21 protein-coding genes are annotated in these 19,656 nt (G+C 46.1%); 17 read left to right on the top strand and 4 right to left on the bottom strand.

The genetic code is table 11. The annotated features are described in order from the left end of the window. Positions 1 to 4 precede the first annotated feature (4 nt). Genes ASG93_RS14890 through gndA form a run of 4 tightly spaced genes read left to right on the top strand, consistent with a single transcriptional unit; the run spans position 5 to position 5,097 of the window. Entirely contained in the window at positions 5 to 1,276 is a 1,272-nt protein-coding gene (locus ASG93_RS14890) for a lactate racemase domain-containing protein (protein ID WP_056833168.1), read from the top strand. Next, on the top strand, positions 1,273 to 2,844 hold the full coding sequence (gntK, locus tag ASG93_RS14885; protein WP_056833166.1) for a gluconokinase: 1,572 nt from the start codon (positions 1,273 to 1,275) through the stop codon (positions 2,842 to 2,844). Before ASG93_RS14890 ends, gntK begins: the two co-directional genes overlap by 4 nt. 40 nt (positions 2,845 to 2,884) lie before the next feature. Continuing rightward, on the top strand, positions 2,885 to 3,652 hold the full coding sequence (locus tag ASG93_RS14880) for an SDR family oxidoreductase (protein ID WP_029195571.1): 768 nt from the start codon (positions 2,885 to 2,887) through the stop codon (positions 3,650 to 3,652). A gap of 32 nt (positions 3,653 to 3,684) precedes the next feature. Further along, the gene (gndA, locus tag ASG93_RS14875) at positions 3,685 to 5,097 is read left to right on the top strand and encodes an NADP-dependent phosphogluconate dehydrogenase (protein ID WP_056833164.1); all 1,413 of its coding nucleotides are present in this window, start codon (positions 3,685 to 3,687) and stop codon (positions 5,095 to 5,097) included. Between the two features lie 13 nt (positions 5,098 to 5,110). Here gndA and ASG93_RS14870 read toward each other — a convergent pair whose 3' ends face one another. Continuing rightward, entirely contained in the window at positions 5,111 to 5,434 is a 324-nt protein-coding gene (locus ASG93_RS14870) for a hypothetical protein (RefSeq protein ID WP_056833162.1), read from the bottom strand. Between the two features lie 147 nt (positions 5,435 to 5,581). On the opposite strand from ASG93_RS14870, the gene ASG93_RS14865 reads away from it, so the two are divergent. After that, complete coding sequence (locus tag ASG93_RS14865) at positions 5,582 to 6,088, top strand: shikimate kinase (RefSeq protein WP_156410899.1); 507 nt, start codon at positions 5,582 to 5,584, stop codon at positions 6,086 to 6,088. A gap of 22 nt (positions 6,089 to 6,110) precedes the next feature. Here the strand turns inward: ASG93_RS14865 and ASG93_RS14860 are convergent, their stop codons facing one another. Continuing rightward, a complete protein-coding gene (locus tag ASG93_RS14860; RefSeq protein WP_056833160.1) occupies positions 6,111 to 6,401 on the bottom strand; it encodes a rhodanese-like domain-containing protein in 291 nt (96 codons plus the stop codon). Between the two features lie 108 nt (positions 6,402 to 6,509). On the opposite strand from ASG93_RS14860, the gene crcB (ASG93_RS14855) reads away from it, so the two are divergent. From crcB (ASG93_RS14855) to ASG93_RS14800, 12 genes are all read left to right on the top strand, one after another. Beyond that, positions 6,510 to 6,890: a fluoride efflux transporter CrcB gene (gene crcB / locus ASG93_RS14855; RefSeq protein ID WP_056833159.1), complete on the top strand. Its 381-nt coding sequence runs from the start codon at positions 6,510 to 6,512 to the stop codon at positions 6,888 to 6,890. Further along, entirely contained in the window at positions 6,887 to 7,246 is a 360-nt protein-coding gene (gene crcB, locus ASG93_RS14850; protein ID WP_063891871.1) for a fluoride efflux transporter CrcB, read from the top strand. Before crcB (ASG93_RS14855) ends, crcB (ASG93_RS14850) begins: the two co-directional genes overlap by 4 nt. A gap of 27 nt (positions 7,247 to 7,273) precedes the next feature. Next, positions 7,274 to 8,572 carry a 3-phosphoshikimate 1-carboxyvinyltransferase gene (gene aroA, locus ASG93_RS14845; protein ID WP_056833157.1) on the top strand — a complete coding sequence of 433 codons (1,299 nt, stop codon included), beginning with the start codon at positions 7,274 to 7,276 and terminating at the stop codon, positions 8,570 to 8,572. 30 nt (positions 8,573 to 8,602) lie between these two features. Beyond that, on the top strand, positions 8,603 to 9,433 hold the full coding sequence (locus ASG93_RS14840) for a C39 family peptidase (protein ID WP_056833154.1): 831 nt from the start codon (positions 8,603 to 8,605) through the stop codon (positions 9,431 to 9,433). Continuing rightward, positions 9,433 to 9,861: a CoA-binding protein gene (locus tag ASG93_RS14835; protein ID WP_056833153.1), complete on the top strand. Its 429-nt coding sequence runs from the start codon at positions 9,433 to 9,435 to the stop codon at positions 9,859 to 9,861. The genes ASG93_RS14840 and ASG93_RS14835 overlap by 1 nt, the downstream gene beginning before the upstream one ends. Positions 9,862 to 10,101: 240 nt before the next feature. Continuing rightward, a complete protein-coding gene (locus ASG93_RS14830) occupies positions 10,102 to 10,821 on the top strand; it encodes a hypothetical protein (RefSeq protein WP_056833151.1) in 720 nt (239 codons plus the stop codon). Positions 10,822 to 10,977: 156 nt separating this feature from the next. Continuing rightward, positions 10,978 to 12,867 carry a glucose PTS transporter subunit IIA gene (locus ASG93_RS14825; RefSeq protein ID WP_056833149.1) on the top strand — a complete coding sequence of 630 codons (1,890 nt, stop codon included), beginning with the start codon at positions 10,978 to 10,980 and terminating at the stop codon, positions 12,865 to 12,867. Continuing rightward, entirely contained in the window at positions 12,864 to 14,603 is a 1,740-nt protein-coding gene (gene ptsP, locus ASG93_RS14820; RefSeq protein WP_056833147.1) for a phosphoenolpyruvate--protein phosphotransferase, read from the top strand. Before ASG93_RS14825 ends, ptsP begins: the two co-directional genes overlap by 4 nt. Before the next feature lies 1 nt (position 14,604). Next, a complete protein-coding gene (locus ASG93_RS14815; protein WP_056833145.1) occupies positions 14,605 to 15,147 on the top strand; it encodes a type 1 glutamine amidotransferase domain-containing protein in 543 nt (180 codons plus the stop codon). A gap of 124 nt (positions 15,148 to 15,271) precedes the next feature. After that, complete coding sequence (locus ASG93_RS14810) at positions 15,272 to 15,679, top strand: hypothetical protein (RefSeq protein ID WP_056833142.1); 408 nt, start codon at positions 15,272 to 15,274, stop codon at positions 15,677 to 15,679. A gap of 227 nt (positions 15,680 to 15,906) precedes the next feature. Further along, the gene (gene ccpA / locus ASG93_RS14805) at positions 15,907 to 16,911 is read left to right on the top strand and encodes a catabolite control protein A (protein WP_029195586.1); all 1,005 of its coding nucleotides are present in this window, start codon (positions 15,907 to 15,909) and stop codon (positions 16,909 to 16,911) included. 88 nt (positions 16,912 to 16,999) lie between these two features. Beyond that, a complete protein-coding gene (locus ASG93_RS14800; RefSeq protein WP_056833140.1) occupies positions 17,000 to 17,701 on the top strand; it encodes a 5'-methylthioadenosine/adenosylhomocysteine nucleosidase in 702 nt (233 codons plus the stop codon). A gap of 49 nt (positions 17,702 to 17,750) precedes the next feature. On the opposite strand, the gene ASG93_RS14795 is transcribed toward ASG93_RS14800, so the two are convergent. Both ASG93_RS14795 and ASG93_RS14790 read right to left on the bottom strand, forming a co-directional pair. Beyond that, positions 17,751 to 18,935, bottom strand: coding sequence for an acetoin utilization protein AcuC (locus tag ASG93_RS14795; protein ID WP_056833138.1), 1,185 nt, complete (start codon positions 18,933 to 18,935; stop codon positions 17,751 to 17,753). 69 nt (positions 18,936 to 19,004) lie between these two features. Next, a complete protein-coding gene (locus ASG93_RS14790) occupies positions 19,005 to 19,643 on the bottom strand; it encodes a GNAT family N-acetyltransferase (RefSeq protein WP_056833136.1) in 639 nt (212 codons plus the stop codon). Between the last annotated feature and the right edge of the window lie 13 nt (positions 19,644 to 19,656).

Below are 19,656 nucleotides of genomic sequence, written 5' to 3'. Positions count from 1 at the left end.
GTCGATGAGCATTCTGAGAGAGTTATTAAATGATATTCCGATTCCCAAAATGATTAAGATTCGGCAGAAGTTTGATCGTACTATTTTAGAAAATCCAGAATTGGAATTAGTGAATAAACTTGCCAGCAGCGGAGTTATGGAAAGCATACTTCCAGGTCAGCAGGTTGCTGTTGCTGTGGGAAGCAGGGGGATTGCTAATATCGCAGGCTTCACCAAAACGACCATCGACGCCATTAAAGATAGAGGCGCGTTCCCTTTCATCGTACCTTGTATGGGAAGTCATGGCGGTGCTACAGCCGAAGGACAGACGGAGGTATTGCTGCATTTTGGCATTACGGAAGCCTCGATGGGCGCGCCTATTCGTTCTTCCATGGAAGTCGTACAGATCGACCAACTGCCTAATGGTTTGCCGGTTTATGTTGATCGCATTGCGTCGGAAGCTGATGCTATCGTCGTTATTAACCGTGTGAAGCCGCATACGGCGTTTCGCGGACGTATTGAGAGCGGGATCATGAAGATGATCGCTATTGGGCTTGGCAAGCAGAAAGGCGCTGAAGCCTGTCACCAGCTTGGCTTCAAGTATATGGCGGAGAATGTGCCGGCCATGGCCAATTTGATGATCGAGAAGCTGCCTATCGTATTCGGTGTGGCACTTGTAGAAAATGCCTATGACGAGACTTGCCAAGTGGAAGTGCTGCCTGCAGCTGAAATTGAAGTAATTGAGGAACAACTTCTGATAGAAGCAAAATCACGTCTGCCGAAAATATTATTCGACGAAATCGATGTCCTTGTCATTGATTATATTGGTAAAAATATTAGCGGCGATGGCATGGATCCCAATGTTACGGGCCGCTACCCAACTCCTTACGCGCATGGCGGACCAGATGTTGCCAAAATGGTTGTTCTGGACTTGACGCCAGAAACAAAGGGTAATGCCAACGGTGTAGGAACGGCTGATTTCACCACACAAAGATTAGTGGATAAAACGAATTTAGAGTTCACTTACGCAAACGGACTAACTTCAACCGTTTGTGCACCTACCAAGATAGCAACAACGCTGGAGAATGATTTCTACGCGATCAAGGCTGCCATTAAAACCTGTAACATTCTAGATTACACGACCTGCAAACTAGTTCGGATTCAAGATACACTTCATCTGGGCGAAATTGAAATTTCCGTGAATTTGTTAGACGCAGCTCGTCAGCATCCGGATATTGAAATTCTATCAGAACCTTATGACCTTTTATTTGATGCAGAGGGGAATATTAGCAAATGACAGTTGACGCAGTCAGAGATAAGCCTTACATTGTCGCGGCGGATATCGGGACAACGAGTACCAAGACGCTTGTAATTGATCGGGATGGTCAAGTTCTAGCTTCGCACTCGATTGAATATCCGCTCTTCACACCGGCCGCTGATCGGGCCGAACAAGATCCGGAACAAATCTTTGGCGCCGTTGTGCAAGGAATTGGCGCTGTTGTTCGCAAGCTTACTATCACACCTGACCAAGTGCTATGCGTCTCCTTCAGCTCAGCCATGCACAGCCTCATTGCTGTTGACGAGCAGACGAAGCCGCTGACTGCATGTATCACATGGGCAGATAATCGCAGTGCGCAATATGCGGAAGAGCTTAAGCGGACCGGACTAGGCCAGCAGATTTACTCGCGGACAGGAACGCCGATTCACCCGATGTCACCACTTCTTAAGTTGATGTGGTTCCGTGATAACGAGCCAGGGCTCGTCAAGGAAACTTACAAGTTCATTGGCATTAAGGAGTACGTCTTCGCGAAGCTGTTTGGTCGTTATCTCATTGACCATTCACTAGCTAGTGCAACGGGGCTATTCAATCTAGAGAAGCTCGATTGGGATGCAGAAGCGCTTGGTCAGGCCGGTGTGACGCCGGAACAGCTTTCTGAGCTGGTGCCAACAACACACCGCGTAGAAGGGCTCAGCGCCGAGTTAGCCTCCGCAATGGGCTTGTCCGAGAACACGCCGTTCATTATCGGCGCGTCCGACGGCGTCCTCGCGAATCTCGGCGTAGGCGCTTTCGAGCCCGGTGTCGTTGCCGTCACCATCGGCACCAGCGGTGCCGTGCGCAGCGTCGTCACCAAACCGCAAACCGACCCCGAAGGCAAGCTGTTCTGCTACGCGCTAACAGAAAACTTCTGGGTCGTGGGGGGACCGATCAACAACGGTGGCATCGTGTTCCGTTGGGTGAGAGACCAGATCGCTACGGCGGAAGCAGAAGAAGCCCGCCGCCAGGGAATCGATCCCTATGATTATTTGACGGAGCTAGCGTCACAAGTTGCTGCGGGCTCTGATGGCCTGCTGTTCCTGCCGCTGCTTTCCGGCGAACGCGCGCCTTATTGGAACGCGAATGCGCGTGGTGTTTACTTCGGGCTTTCACTCAGTCATCAGAAGAAGCATATGATTCGTGCAGCGCTCGAAGGCGTTATGTTCTCGATCCAAGCAGTTAGCGCTTCCTTGGAGCGGATTATGGGACCTGCCACTGTGATTCGCGCGTCCGGCGGATTTGCCCGATCTGATTTTTGGCGCCAGATGATGACGAATATGCTCGGCACATCTGTCACTGTGCCAGACTCGATTGAAAGCTCAGGGATTGGCGCAGCTTTACTAGGTCTGCTCGCAATGGGGGAAATCGAAGATCTCTCTCACGCTCATCAATGGATTCAGGTAGGAAAGGCTCATGAGGTGAATGAAAACGATTATCGCGTCTATCAACAATTGACATCTATTTATACAAGCGTATATCATCAGTTAAAAGATCAATTCGATGCGATTACCGCTTTTCAACAACAGCACCTTCGGAGCCCTCAAACATAACTTAGCTATACCAGGCAAAATGCTGGAGGGGAAGATGACGATGAATTTATTCAATCTTACAGGGAAAACAGCAGTTATTATCGGCGGCAACAGCACGCTTGGAGGTTCTATGGCTCTTGCCCTGGCTGGACATGGAGCAAAAGTAGCCATCGTCGGTCGTAATCAAGAGAAAAGTGATCAGGTTCGCGAGAGCATTGAAGCCATTGGCGGGGAAGCACATACCTTTCAAGCGGATGCAACGAGACGGGAAGATTTGGAGCTTGTTCTCAAAGAAGTTATCGCTTGGTCCGGCGGTGCGGATATTCTAATGAATTGCCCCGGCAAAAATAGTGCCACGCCTTTCTTTGACATTTCCATGGAAGAATGGGATTCTATTATGGAGGTTAATTTGAAAAGCGTCGTGTTAGCCTGCCAAGTGTTTGGGAAATACATGGTTGATCGAGGAGAGGGAGGAAGTATTATTAATATTTCATCCGTTTCGTCAGATCCGCCGCTTTCCCGTGTATTCACTTACTCCGCTTCCAAAGCAGCTGTCAATAACATCACGCAGAATCTAGCCCGTGAATTCGCTCCTAGCCGCGTCCGTGTTAACGCGATTATTCCTGGATTCTTTCCAGCGGAGCAGAATCGTAAGATTCTCTCACCGGAACGTGTCGAGTCCATTATGCGTCATACGCCTATGAATCGATTCGGCGAAGCGTCTGAGCTTCAGGGTGCTGCTGTGTTCCTTGCTTCTGAACAAGCTTCTAGCTTTGTAACAGGTTCTGTTTTAAGAGTGGATGGCGGTTTTGGCGCGATGACGATTTAAATATTTATATATCGGAAGGGTGTATGAGAGAGATGTCTAAACAACAAATTGGTGTAGTCGGTCTAGCGGTTATGGGTAAAAACTTGGCTTTGAACATCGAGAGCAGAGGATTCACTGTATCCGTTTTTAACCGTTCTGCTGAAAAAACAAAAGAGCTTCTGCACGAAGCCCCAGGCAAACAATTAGTAGGTACATACAGCATTGAAGAATTCGTGCAATCGCTCGAAGTTCCACGCAAAATTTTGATTATGGTTAAAGCAGGCGGTCCTACTGACGATACCATTAACCAACTAGTTCCTTATTTGGACAAAGGCGATATTCTGATCGATGGAGGCAATGCGTTCTTCCCAGATACGCAGCGTCGTAACAAAGAGCTGGCAGAAAAAGGTATTCGTTTCGTGGGTACAGGTGTTTCCGGCGGTGAAGAAGGCGCGCTTAAAGGGCCATCTATTATGCCGGGCGGACAAGAAGACGCTTATAAACTCGTTGAGCCGATTCTTACAGCGATTTCTGCCAAAGTGGGCGATGATGCTTGCTGTACCTATATCGGACCTAATGGCGCTGGTCACTACGTGAAAATGGTGCATAACGGCATTGAGTATGGCGATATGCAGCTCATTTGCGAAGCTTACCAATTACTGAAGGATGTTCTGAATGTAAGTGTCGAAGAACTTCACGAGATCTTCACAGAATGGAACAACGGCGAGCTCGACAGCTACTTGATCGAAATTACACGTGATATTTTCACTAAATATGATGCTGAAACCGGCAAGCCTATGGTTGACGTTATTCTGGATTCCGCTGGTCAAAAAGGGACAGGAAAATGGACCAGTCAAAGTGCTCTGGATCTAGGCGTACCGCTTTCCATTATTACAGAATCCGTATTCTCCCGTTTCATCTCTGCGATGAAGGAAGAACGCGTAGCGGCAAGCAAAGTGCTCAAAGGGCCTAATGCTCCAGCCTTTACAGGCGATCGCAAAGCGTTTATCGAGGCTGTTCGCCAAGCGCTTTACGCTAGTAAAATTTGTTCTTATGCTCAAGGCTTTGCTCAAATGAGAGCAGCTTCCGAGGAATATAATTGGGATTTGAAATATGGCAACATCGCAAAGATCTTCCGCGGCGGCTGTATCATTCGTGCTAGATTCCTGCAAAATATTATGGAAGCCTATGACCGCGATCCTGGACTCAAAAACCTGCTGCTTGATTCTTACTTCAACGGTGTTGTAGACAACTATCAACAATCATGGAGACAAGTCATTACAGAAGCGGTTACTCGCGGTATCGCTGTTCCGTCTTTCGCATCGGCCCTTGCTTACTACGATAGCTACCGTACAGAAAGATTGCCAGCTAACTTGCTGCAAGCGCAGCGCGATTATTTTGGTGCACACACGTTCCAACGTGTGGACAAAGAAGGTTCCTTCCACTTCAATTGGATGGAAAACTAAGAGGATAAGGCCTTTAAGCCTCATCCTGCAAACCATATGCCGCTTCACGCAGCCACGTTTTCAGACGATCAGCTTCTTGATCAAAGCCGTTCCGTCTATGAATAAGCATCAGCGAGACTTCGGCAAAATAGCGAAAATTTCTTAATAAACGTGGTTGAGTAAGACCTTGCATAAGCGGGTCTTCTTCAGCCACTTTTTTCTTAATAAACTCCAGTATCCACACAACATCCTCTTTGCAAAGCGTATAGCTTGGGTGCAAAATTTGCTCCAGTTTGCCTTTTGTGCGGTTTTGATAGGCAACAGTTGGGTTCAAAGCTCCATCTCTCCTTGTCGGCATATGGTCTCTCTTAAAATCTTAACTGTTTGTGCTGGAATTTATTCACACTACTATATGATTTTTTGGTGGATTGTATTCATGACGATTTGGCTATGCTATGATGTTGGGAAAGTTTGTATGAACAGCATATGAGAAAAGGGGATTAACGTGACAGCAAGCAATATAGTACTTGTAGGATTTATGGGGACAGGCAAATCAACGGTTGGAAAGAAGTTGGCCGAGCATCTGGGATGGAGCTTTCAAGATTCGGACGCGGCTCTGGAAGAAGAGCATCAGACAAGCATATCTGACTTGTTTCGCACTCATGGTGAATCGCATTTTCGCGCTTTGGAAAGTAAGGCGCTGGAACATATATTAACTCGTAAAGGACAAGTTGTGGCTACAGGCGGTGGTGCAGTGCTAGCCGAGAGTAACCGAGCTTGTATGCTCCAGAATGGCTTTGTGGTAGCGCTGAAAGCATCGTCAGAGATCATCATTCAAAGAGTAAGCAGTGATACCAGCCGTCCGTTGCTGCAAGGGAATTTAGAGGAGCGCGTTCACCTGCTGCTTGAACAACGTAAGTCTGCTTATGATTTCGCGCATTCGGTTATTGATACTTCGCAATTAACAACGGACGAAATTACTGCACTTATCATCCAGCAAGCTGGAATTTAGGAGGAGGGACAAGCTTAGAAGCTTAGTCCTCCCACTCTAGCATGCCGCCAGTCATGTTTTTAAGACCTTTATAGCCTTGAGCCTCCAAGAAGCTAATTGCGCGCCCACTGCGGTTTCCGCTGCGGCAAACGAGAATAAGCTCTTCGACTTGGGGAATTTCGCTTAGGCGGTCTGGCAATTGAGCTAGCGGAATATGTTTAGCTCCTGGGATGATACCGGCAGCTACCTCATCATCTTCGCGAACATCGACAATCGCTAGTTGTTCGCCGCGGTCCAGTCTTTCTTTGATTTCGGATGGTAAAATCGTATCCATTTCGGACCTCCATGCTTGATATGTGGGGAGTAGCCCCCATTACAAGTAATGATAGAAACAAAAAGTCTAGATGTCAAACCTACGGTTAATAACAGGAGTTGTGTTACTATGCTGTACATTGGTTTAGCCGGGATATTAGGCGCCATTGCCCGATTTGGGCTCTCTGTCTTATGGAACCCTAAGACGGCTTCCGTTTTTCCTTGGGGAACTTTTATTTGTAATCTAATCGGCTGTCTGATTCTTGGATTTATTACGTTCGCCCCGAAGCTTCGCATACCTGCTAGATTTCGATTACCAATAACAACTGGTTTTATTGGATCTTTTACTACGTTCTCTACGTTCAGCTATGAATCCATGAGTATGCTTAACCAGGGGCATATGGTCCTTGCTGCTCTTTATGTTATGGGGAGTTTATGGGGAGGACTAGGTACTACATGGATGGGTGTCCGTATAGGTGAGTCTGTTCTAGGGGGCGATCGCTCTTCATGATGACATGGTTATGGCCCATTTGCCTGGTAGGTTTTGGAGGATTCTTTGGCGCAATTTGCCGATTTCAGCTGGGGACTTACATTTCAAACAGGTTCCCAAGTTCTATTCCGTATGGTACACTGACAATAAATCTTTTGGGTTGTTTTTTGCTCGGCCTGTTGATGAGATATCATTCTTTTGACGATTGGAAACTATTGATAGGTACGGGTTTTATGGGTGCTTTCACCACATTTTCCACGTTGAATCTCGAAAGCATTAAGCAGCTCCGCGATGGACTGTGGCAAGCTTGGATCCTATATACACTGCTCAGTTATACCGGTGGAATTTTAATGACATTCCTCGGATATTACATATAAAACACTTATGAAGGAGATATCAATGACATGAAAGCCATCGTGAAACCAACTGCCCATCTACAAGGGGAAATAAATGCTCTCTCCTCCAAAAATTACACAACCCGCTATTTGCTAATTGGCGCACTTGCAGATGGGACAAGCACCATCTATTATCCGGCTCATAGTGAAGATAGTGATGCCATGAGACGCTGTGTCCGTGATTTGGGCGCAATTATTGAAGAAGATGATGAGAAAATCGTTATTACGGGTTTTGGTAAGCATCCCAAGCAAGTGTCTGAGCTAAATGTAGGGAATGCCGGCGCTGTGCTTCGCTTTTTGATGTCGATAGCCGCTTTTTGTCCGGATGTAACATTTGTAAACACTTATCCCGAATCTCTGGGCAAGCGACCGCATGACGATCTCATTGATACTTTGCAACAAATGGGTGTGGAAGTGCAACATTCTAACGGACGTCTGCCGATAACTATTAAAGGGGGACAACCGCGCGGTGGCAAGCTCACTGTTTCCGGTAATGTCAGTTCCCAGTTCCTAAGCTCTCTCTTATTTATGACACCTCTGCTAGAAGAGGATAGTGAGATTGAAGTGCTGCATGATTTGAAATCCAAAATTATTGTAGGTCAAACACTGGAAGTATTAGAACAGGCTGGTATTATTGTACACGCAAGCGCTGACCTTATGCACTACCGCATTCCAGGTAGACAATCCTATCAAGCCAAAGAATATGTCATTCAAGGCGATTACCCGGGGTCTGCTGCGATTCTAGCAGCTGCTGCAGTGACGAATTCAGACGTACGTGTTCTTCGTCTTGAAGAGAATAGCAAGCAGGGTGAGAAGGCTTGTGTGGATGTTTTGCGAGCAATGGGTGTCAATTTAACTCATGACAATGGTGTTGTGCATGTTAGAGGCAATCAGAAGCTGATTGCTGGTGAGTTTGATGGGGATCACTTTACAGATGCCGTTCTAGCTATGGTTGCAGCAGCCGTATTTGCAGAAGGTACTTCCCGTTTCTACAATGTCGAAAATTTACGTTATAAAGAGTGCGATCGTATCACCGATTATTTGAACGAGCTGCGTAAAGCGGGTGCCGATGTAGAAGAACGTCAAAGTGAAATTATTGTGCATGGTAAACCACAAGGTGTTACAGGCGGAGTCGAAATCAATGCTCATTTCGATCACAGAGTGATTATGGCTCTAACTGTTGTTGGGCTTCGTTCTGAGAAGGGTTTGATCATTCATGATGCCCATCATGTGGCCAAATCCTACCCGCAGTACTTTGATCATTTACGTTCCATTGGTGCTCAGGTTGAACTTGTGAGTGAGACATAGATTCCCAAAACAACGAATGGGTGAGTCAGCATGACGATTATTTGGCAGGGGTTAAAGGTGACGTTCGGTTTCTTCCTCGTTGTCGGACTTGTGTTTGCAAGCAGTGTATTTGCTATATTGCTGTACGCCAAAGCGACTGGTAAAGAACTAGCGTTATTTGCGTCCAGTCCTGCGATACTTGCCGCTAAGCCAACAGCATCCGTGAAAGTCAATGAGGTTGCTTCTCCGTCGCCAGCTATCCAGATGAAAAAATCAGCAATGATTGATGCGCCTGTCTTTGCACAACTACCAGAACTGCCAGCAGGTTGTGAAATAACAAGTTTAACGATGATGCTGCAGTATCATGGAATTACAAAAAGCAAAATGGAACTTGCTGCAGAGATGCCTAAAGATGACACACCAGCTACTTTAAATGCAGACGGCACAATTAATTACTGGGGAAATCCGAACACAGGTTTCGTAGGCGATGTCACTAGGAAGCAGAGAGGTTTTGGCATCTATCATTCTGGTCTATTTCCACTGTTGAAATCGTATATACCTCAAGCCATTGACATTACGGGCGAGTCCTTCGAGTTGTATGAGCAGCAGATTGCGAATGATATTCCGGTTATTATTTGGACCACGATCGATTTCAACAACCCTTACAAATGGGTAACTTGGGATACACCTATCGGACCTATCCAGACGACATATGCAGAACATGCTGTATTATTGGTAGGATATGATGAGAATAATGTATACTTGAATGATCCATTAAGCGGAAAAAAACAAGTGCAGGTAAACAAAAATCAGTTTATCGACAGTTGGACCGCGATGGGGAAACAAGGTCTCACGTACCTGAAAAAAAAGGAGGGAAACTGATGGCGATTTTTGAAAATCCGTCAAGAGAGCACATTAAAGAGATCCTAGCGAGCGCGGGAAATATTGCCGTAGTGGGTTTGTCTGATAAACCAGATCGTACTTCGTATATGGTTTCCGCGGCTATGCAAAGCAGGGGATACCGGATCATTCCTGTCAATCCGAACGCCACTGAAATTCTAGGCGAGAAATGCTACGCTTCTTTATCTGATATTCCTGAACCCGTGGATATCGTCAATGTGTTTCGCCGTGCTGATCAAGTGGTTCCTGTCGCTGAAGAAGCCGTTAAAATTAAAGCAAAGGTTTTCTGGCTCCAGCTCGATATTGTGAATGAAGAAGCTGGACGTATTGCCAGCGAAGCTGGGTTAGAAGTCATTATGGACCGCTGCATTAAAGTGGAAGATGCGATTCTAAATCCTCGAAATAACTAAAATCATCGCACTTTGGACAAAACTAAAAACCGCTTTTCTCTTGCCAAATAGGTAAGGGAAAAGCGGTTATTATGTATGTTCGGAACTATATTTTTAATATATCATGATCGACGTACCGTTCACCATTTAATTTAGGACATTCCAATGGCTTCCATAAATAAAAAAGCAACAAGCGGAGAGAATAAAAAAGGCCCCAAAAATAGGTGTCCAAAAATATGAGAGTCCGAGGAGGATTTACACATGTACAACAATCCCAACAGCTTTGGGAATGCTTCCCAAGGTTATCAATCTTCACAAGGTTTTCAGGGGAATAATCCGCAATACCAAGGTAACCCAAAACAGTACCAACCTATTGGGGCTGTACAATCTTTCTATAATCAACCTAACGCTGCTCAAACCAACCAAGGATACAACCAAGGATTCAATCAAGGATTCAATCAAATGAATACTCAGGCAGCTCAAGTCACTTCTCAAGAGTCTTTTCACACGGCGAATTATCGCGGAAATCAACCAGGCCATGATGCTTACAAACGTAGCGATTCTTCGACGCCTGCTCAACAGCAACAATCAAGCTTCCAAAGCGGATATTCATCCTATATCCCAATGAACAACCAATTTGCTTCTAACGAATCTCAGCAATTTGGATATGCCGTTACCCAGCAACAACCGTTTATTCCTAGTCAGTTCGGCAGCTCGGTACAGATGAACCAACAACCTTTTGCACAAGCTAATGTTTCTCCAAACGCTTTTCACATGGCGAACTATCGTGGAAATCAACCTGGGCATGATGCATATAAGCGTGGCGAGTCCTCAACACCTTCTCAGCAATCCTTCCAAAGTGGCTATGGATCACAACAAAGCATGCATCAAAACATGCCACAACAATCGCTTCAATCTTTTAATACCGGATTTAATACTTCAGGCATGGGGCATCAATTCGGCTCCAATCCCTCGTTTTAATAGGGGAACCGTTTTGAAAGAGTTTACGAGCAGGTCGAACACCGACCTGCTTATTTTATTTTGACAAACAGGCTAACAAGCTTTACGATTTGATAAGAGAGGGCTTATGCTTACGATGCAAGTTTTCTTCGAAAACGCTAAGGAGGTAGCATACGTTTGAACTGGATGGGGAACTTACAACAGCTTGGCCGCTCATTAATGCTGCCTACCATTGCGCTTCCTATCGCTGCTGTGTTGCTTCGTCTAGGGGATCTACCTTGGGATGTCATTCACGCATCTAGCTTAGGGGATATGCTGCTGTTGGCTGGGAATACGGTCTTCGATTATATACCGATCATATTCGCAGTTGGTGTTGCGCTAGGCCTTACAGAGAGTGCTGGGATTGCTGGTTTATCAGCCATGCTGGGCTATTTTATGTTCACAAGACTAATTGAACATGAGCTGGGGACTCAATTTCAACTGGGTGTACCAGGTGGGATCTTAATTGGATTACTGGCTGCTATTATTTATCATCGCTGTAAAGAGATTAAGCTTCCGGAATACATACAATTTTTCGGTGGCCCCCGCATAGTTCCGCTTATTATGGGGCTGTCCACGCTTGTAGTGTCTTATATTATGATCACTATTGGCCCCTATTTAGTAATGGGGATGGGCAAGCTCTCCAACTGGCTGCTTGGATTAGGTGGTTTAGGCGCCTTTATTTATGGTATAGCGCATCGTCTTCTCGTACCGTCGGGTTTGCATCATATTTTGAATAACTTTTTCTGGTTTCAAGTAGGTGCTTATCAGACGCCAACGGGGCATATGGCTTATGGGGATTTGCCAAGGTATTTTGCCGGGGATCCGACAGCGGGTATGTATATGGCCGGATTATATCCCATTATGATGTTTGCCCTCCCAGCCATCGCTTTTGCGATTATTGGAGAAGCGCGGGAAGATTTGAAGCCGAAAATTAAGGCCACATTCTTGACAGCAGCGCTAGCTTCTTTTTTAACTGGCGTCACTGAGCCTATTGAATTTGCCTTTCTCTTTGTAGCTCCGTATTTATTTGTTATTCATGCGATTTTGTCTGGAGTGGCCATGTGGTTGGCTTATGAATTGAATATTCACCACGGTTTTTCGTATTCGGCCGGTGCCATCGACTACGTCATTAATTTGCACCTATCCCATAACGGTTTATTGCTTATACCGATCGGTATCGTTTATGGGCTGCTCTACTATTTCTTGTTCCGCTGGGCTATACGGCGGTTCCAGATTCCTACGCCTGGTAGAGAAGAAGGATCTTCACTTGAAGAGTGGGCAGGCGATATTCCATATCGGTCTCCACTTATTCTGCAAGCACTCGGTGGGAAAGACAATATTAAGAAGATTGAAGCCTGCATTACCAGATTGCGTCTTACACTTGTCAATGATCGTCTGATGGACATCACGGCATTACGACACTTAGGAGCAGCAGGCGTCATCCGTCTTGGAGGAGGCAATGTTCAGGTCGTGTTCGGAACATTCTCAGAGCTAATTCGTGAAGAGATTATGAAAGTATTGCGCAAAGATATTCATGTGGTGTTATTTACTTCGCCAATGCAAGGACGCATGATCCCGATTGAAGAAGTGCCTGATCATATCTTTGCTTCGCGTTTGGTAGGTAACGGCGTTGCTTTTATTCCCGAGAAAGGAGAACTGGTTTCTCCCGTTGCCGGGACCATTATGCACATTTATCCGACTATGCATGCCCTTGGCATCTTGACAGAGGAAGGTTTGGAGGTCCTGCTGCATATTGGCATCGATACGTCTAGTTTGCCGGGTAAATGTTTCAGTGCGGTAGTAAAAGAAGGCGATCACGTGGAACCTGGGCAACTTCTTGTTAAATTTAACTATAATAAAGTTAAAAAATTCGCTTCATCGATGGCGACACCGATGATTATTACGAATCCCGATCTTGTTAAATCCTGGAGCTTTGCTCCATTTAAAGCTGTCAAAAAAGGCCAAGGTTCTGTGATGTCTGTTGTCCTAAAGCCTACTAAACAAACGGGGGGGACGAATGGATGATCAGAGGAATAGGAGCGTCTTCAGGAATCGCGATGGGTCAGGCTTTTGTCATACCTACTTGGGAGTGGGATTTTCCTGAGAAAATGATTGATGTCACCGATTTGTCTTATGAATTTGAACGTTTGTATGATGGTATTCGATCTTCCAAAGACGAGCTTGAGATCATTAAGCAAGAGATTAAGGATGTAGTTGGGCAAGATCAAGCCTATATTTTTGATGCACACTTGGCGATTTTGGAAGATCCCATCTTTATGAACGAGATTCAAGGGATTATTGAACTGCAGTACAAGGCGGCAGAAGTGGCTGTAAAAGAAGTTATCGATAAATTTGTCGATATGTTCAATCTCATTGATGATGAATATATGAAGGAACGAGCGCTTGATATTAAAGATGTCGGAAACCGGCTTCTGAAACACTTGCTCGGCGATACAAGCGGGGCAGTTCCACCGATCGATCATCCTTACATTTTGGTTGCCAAGGAGCTAACGCCGTCTCAATTGGCTCATTTGGATCCGGCTAATGTGCTTGGGCTGCTAACGATTCTCGGTGGTACGCATTCGCATGTATCCATTATGGCAAGGGCAATGTCCGTTCCGTATGTGCTGGGTTTGGAAGGGAAGCTTCTGCGGCCCATTCAAAATGGCGATTTCCTGATTATTGATGGACAAGAGGGTACCTTATACATCAATCCTGATAAAATAACGATTGAGCGGTATCAAGCACGCAAAAAGAATTGGCTCGAATTCAAAGAAAGCTTGCAAGAGATAGCTGAAGTTGCACCTGTAACGTTGGACAAGAGCTATGTGAATCTACATGCTAATATCAATTCCGTGCTGGAGATCGATCAGGTGTTACGTAACGGGGCTTCTGGGGTAGGTTTGTTCCGGACGGAATATCTTTACATGGACCGCGATTCGTTACCGAGCGAAGACGAGCAGTTTGAAGTTTATCGTCACGCAGCCAGGCAGCTGAAAGGTCGCCCCATTGTGATCCGTACACTCGACATTGGCGGAGATAAAAAGCTAGATTATTTGCCGCTTGCAAAAGAAGATAATCCATTTCTGGGGTATCGGGCGATTCGTATTTCGCTAGACCGTAAGGACCTATTTATGACACAACTTAGAGCGATTCTAAGGGCCAGCCATTACGGCAACGTGAAAATAATGTATCCTATGGTCACTTCCTTGGATGAGGTGCGTCAGGCTAAAGCTCTGCTCGAGAAGGCCAAGGCGGAATTGCATGCACAGGGCTTGCCGTATAATGTGAATATCGAAATTGGATTGACGATTGAAGTGCCTGCTGCCGCTCTCATTGCGGATGTTCTTGCAAGTGAAGTGAATTTTATGAGCATTGGAACGAACGATCTTGTTCAATATGTATTAGCTGTGGACAGGATGAATGAAAACATCGCGCATTTATATAATCCCTATCATCCGGCAGTTATTAGACTTCTCAAACATGTGATCGATTCGGCCAAAAGTGTAGGAATTCCCGTAGGCGTTTGTGGTGAAATGGCGGGTGATATCCGAGCACTTCCGATATGGCTGGGTTTGGGAATAGAAGAACTAAGTATTTCCGTGCAGACACTTTTACAAGTGAAACACCGTTTATTAAGCAGTGACGCTAAAAAGTGCAGACAGTTAGTCAATGAAATTCTAGTTTGCAAAACAAGTGATGAAATCATAGAACTGCTTGCTCAAACCGAACAAACAGAATCCATAGTAGGAGGAAATTAGCATGGAATTGACTGGAACGAAAGTGTTAGCTTTTGTTGATGAAGAGTTTGAAGACTTGGAAATGTGGTATCCCGTTTTACGCTTGCGTGAATCTGGGGTCGTAGTAGATATTGTCGGTCCTAAGGCAGGAGCCGTGTATCACGGTAAATATGGTGTACCCATTACGACAGACTATGCCTTCAATGAAGTAAAGTCTTCCGATTACATCGGCCTATATGTTCCAGGAGGATGGGCACCTGATAAGCTTCGTCGTTATCCGGACGTAATTCGTCTAACGCAGGAGTTTCACGCGGCAGTTAAACCGATTGCTCAAATCTGTCATGCAGGTTGGGTGCTGATTTCGGCGAAAATCGTTAAAGGGTACACGATGACGTCGACGCCAGGCATTCGAGATGATCTCGAAAATGCGGGAGCAACTTGGTTGGACGAAGAAGTGGTTGTCGATCGCAACATCATTTCTGGGCGTCGCCCACCAGATCTTCCCGCATTTTCCAAGCGATTTGTGGATGAGCTTATTCAATTTAATAAACAACAGGAAAAGTAACATTCTACTACCATAGGTGGCAAAAACTACTACTCTTCATTCGGCAGGAAATCGATTAAAATCGTAGAATATCATAGTACAAGCAACTCATGTACATGCCGCCCGCCAGTGAAGGAGTGTTAGAATGCAAAAGTATTGTAAGTGCGGACGCACGATGAACCTTCGTCTGCGCACGGTTATTTATCAGAACAAAGTCGACATTGAGAATGTACCTATTTACTCATGTGAAGCGTGTGGTCGCAGTGAAGTTGTTCCTCATGTCAAACCCGAACTGACCGGTTTAATCAGTAGGCTGGGGAGTAAGCCTGAGAAGCAGCAGCTCTTTTTTCATGAACTTTCGGAAGTTGCTTTTCTACTGCTGAAGGTGACTGAAAAAGAGCATATGAATGATTCCATGGAAAAGATCGTTGAAGAACGGATCAATGAACTTCTGGACATCTTATTGCTAGCACAATCGCTGGGTGATGAACCATGGACCGAAGAAATTCGCAAGCGGTTATCGCAAATCACACAGAGTGCAATATCGACATAAACTGTATGCGGCCAATCCCAATGGGGGTTGGCTTTTATAGTTGATCTGAAAGTATAAGTTTATACGTTAGCTTCGCTTAAACCTGGATAATGTGTACATCTTTTGAAAAAACATTGAAATTATTTTCAAAGCATTTTCAATATACATTGCAAGATGGATTAATTTGTCGTATCATAACGATAATATACTAGGATCGCAGAATACTTTTGAAAATGGAGAGAGTAACCGTGACCGTAACCATTTATGATGTAGCAAGAGAAGCAGGAGTTTCGATGGCAACCGTTTCTAGGGTTGTGAACAACAATCCTAATGTTAAGCCACAAACACGTAAGAAGGTTTTTGAAGCCATTGAAAGGCTTGGTTACCGCCCTAATGCGGTAGCAAGAGGTTTAGCGAGTAAGAAGACAACGACAGTCGGTGTTGTCATTCCCGATATTTCCAATTCCATTTTTGCTGAAGTAGCACGTGGGATTGAGGATATTGCCAATATGTACCATTACAATATCATTTTATGTAATGCGGACAAGAAGAAAGAAAAAGAAATTCGTGTTATTAACACCTTGCTTGAGAAGCAGGTTGATGGATTGCTCTTCATGGGTGGAGTAGTAACAGAGGAACATACACAGGCTTTCCGTACGTCTTCCGTACCTGTCGTTTTATGCGGCACGAAGGATGAGAACCAAGCTATGGCATCCGTTGATATCGATCACGAGAAAGCTGCTTTTGATGCTGTGAATGTGCTAATTGAAGCCGGTCACCGTGACATTGCCATGATATCCGGTACGCTGCATGATCCAGCGAATGGATTTGCGCGTTATCAAGGTTACAAAAAAGCATTGGATGCTGCAGGTATTCCACTGCGTGATGAATATGTTCGCATTGGGAACTATCGTTATGAGTCAAGCGTAGACGCTGTGAAATATTTCTTGGAGCTTTCACCAAGACCAACAGCGATCTTCTCCGCAACAGACGAGATGGCGATTGGCGCCATTCATACGATTCAAGACAATGGACTCCGAGTACCGCAAGATATCGCCGTCATTAGCGTGGACAATATCCGCATGGCTTCCATGGTTAGACCGACTTTAACGACAGTTGCACAACCGATGTATGATATCGGCGCCGTGTCGATGCGTCTTCTAACGAAGTTGATGAATAAAGAGTCAACGGATCATATGCAGGTTATCCTGCCGCACGAAATTATTTACCGCAACTCCGTAACACAATCTTAATCAAATCAAACCTCTAAGCGAGGCCATTCCTTCGGGGGTGATCACGGTAGAGGTTTTCTCATGTTGATAAGGGAAAGAGGATAATGAAATGACATGGAATAAAATTGCTCTTATTGGAGCGATGAACGAAGAAATTGAACTGCTAGTTTCGCATATGACTGATGTACGTGAAACGATCAAAGCTGGCATTACGTTTCGTGAGGGTACATATTTTGACAAGCAAGTTGTCGTATGCCGGACAGGTGTAGGGAAAGTGAATGCGGCAGTAACAACTCAAATTTTAATTGATAACTTCGGTGTTGAAGCTGTTATTTTTACGGGAGTAGCGGGAGCCTTAGATCCAGAGCTGAATATCGGGGATCTCGTGATATCGAATGAGTGCATGCAGCATGACATGGATGTTACAGCATTAGGGTTTTCTCGCGGCGTCATCCCATATGAAGCGAAATCCATCTTCGAAGCGGATAGCAAGCTTGTTGAGTTGGCTGTTGCTTCTGGTGAAAAGTTGTTTGCAGGCAAGGTTAAAAAGGGGAGAGTACTCTCTGGAGACCAGTTTATTGCAAGCAGGGAAGTTGTTGCTTGTCTGTACGAAGAGCTTAACGGCATTTGTGTTGAAATGGAGGGAGCTTCGGTTGCTCAAGTTTGCTCGATGAATGCCACTCCTTATGTCGTGCTGCGATCGATGTCTGATAAAGCAGATGGGTCGGCTCATGTTAACTTTGCCGAGTTTACGGTTCAGGCATCTGAGAATTCGTACAAAATGGTTGAGGATATCGTGAAACATCTATAAATATAAAGAGAGCTCAGAATCGCCGAAATGGCGGTTCTGAGCTTTTTTTCTACTTCAAATACATCATGGCGAGTTCCTTCGTTTGCCGGTTCTTCTCGGCAATCGCTTGGCGCCTTGGAATCGGCGCCCAAGCCTCTACAGGGTCCAGCCACGTATCCACCAGCTGGACAGGGCTCTTGCTCTGCCAGGCGTCCAGCCACGCCTGTGGCAGCTTCAGCTGGGGCTGCGCCTCCAGCTGATCTAAGACCGCCTGCTCGCTCATGACGAGCCAGAGCAGGCTCCAAGCCCGCGGTACGACGCGCCAGATGTCGTACCCGCCGCCCCCGAGCGCTATCCACCGCCCTTCGCACCACTGGTGCGCAAGGGAATGGATCAGCTCGGGCATAGCCTTGTACACGCGCATAGAGCAATGGACATGCGCGAGCGGGTCGAAAGCATGGGCATCGCACCCATGCTGCGAGATAATGACATCTGGCTGGAAGCGGGCGACCGTCTCGGTGAGCACCTCGCCGAAGCACTCCAGCCAGGACTCATCCTCGGTGTAGGGCTCCACCGGGATGTTAATGTTCATGCCGAACGCGTCGCCTTCACCGCGTTCGTTCACGGCGCCCGTGCCGGGGAATAAATATTTCCCCGTCTCGTGAATAGAAAGTGTGCATACCTGAGGATCGGCGTAGAAGGCCCACTGCACGCCATCCCCATGATGCACATCTGTGTCGATGTACAGCACCTTGGCGCCGTACATCTCTTTGGCGTGCGCAATCGCCGCTGACGCGTCGTTGTAGACGCAGAAGCCTGCGCCCTTGCTTTGCAGGGCGTGGTGCAATCCGCCGCCCAAGTGAAGGGCGTGCGGAGCCTTACCTGACATCACTAGCTGGACGGCGGTGATGGAACCGCCAACGACCTTCGCCGTGGTATCATGCATCCCGGCGAAATAGGGCGTGTCCTCGGTGTCGAGTCCGAAGCGCGATGCTTCTCGGACCCAGCGTTCCTCCGGCACGGAACAGCTAAGCGCTTTCACCGCTTCCATGTATGCGGGTGCATGAACCCGCAGCAGCTCACTATCTGTTGCGGAGCGAGGAGACCATAGCGCGCTGTCAGGGAGCGCGCCGGCTTTTCGCAGCAGATCCACCGTCATGGTAAGGCGAGCTTGATTGAACGGATGGTTTTCATTAAATTTATATTTAATTTCTTGATCATCATAGATAAAGACAGGACTTGCCTTCTTGTTCATATCCCTAATTCCCCCGAATGGACTAACAATTTCGCTTGAAGCCCTAGAAATCCTGCGATTACTTAGAAATTAATACATGAAACGCTGCTGAAAACGAATACGATCAAACTGCTCAACGGAAGAGATCGGCACCTTTTTACCGATTCTCACCATAAGACAGTTGGCTGGATGTGAGCATATTTCTGGGTCGTCCGTAGCAAACCAGATCATGTCGACACTTTTCATCAGCTTCTCCATCATTTGACGGTATTCCCAGACCGTTAATTTGCTTGTTTCCAAGTCCCAATGCCAATAGTACTCCGTGGTGAAGCAAATGATATTCTCCATTTGCTCATCTTCGAAAGCGAGTCGAATCATCTTTTTCCCTAATCCAATGGATCGGTAGTCGTCTGCAACTTCTATGGCGCCCAGTTCAATTAAATCCTGCATATGACCCTGTGACCAACGCTCAATCTCGTCTGGATAGTGAAAGGTGACATAGCCGACAATGGTGGAGCCGTCTCTTGCAATGATAATACGCCCTTCAGCTAATTGTGCGATTTCGACTAGTGCCTCTAACTGTTCCTTAGGTCTGCGGAACGCATCTAATTTGGTATGCATAATAAGCTGCTGCAAGGTTTCTGCTGAAACAGGACCTTCTATAATAATTTCGGGCTGATCAGGAGCTGCGTGCAGGCTGCGTGAGTGGTATATTTTGATATGCTGCATAACCTTAGCTCTC

Source organism: Paenibacillus sp. Soil787 (assembly GCF_001429545.1).
Taxonomy (GTDB): Bacteria; Bacillota; Bacilli; order Paenibacillales; family NBRC-103111; genus Paenibacillus_E.
Note: the sequence above shows the minus strand (reverse complement) of the source record. Positions and strands in the feature narration are given on the sequence as shown.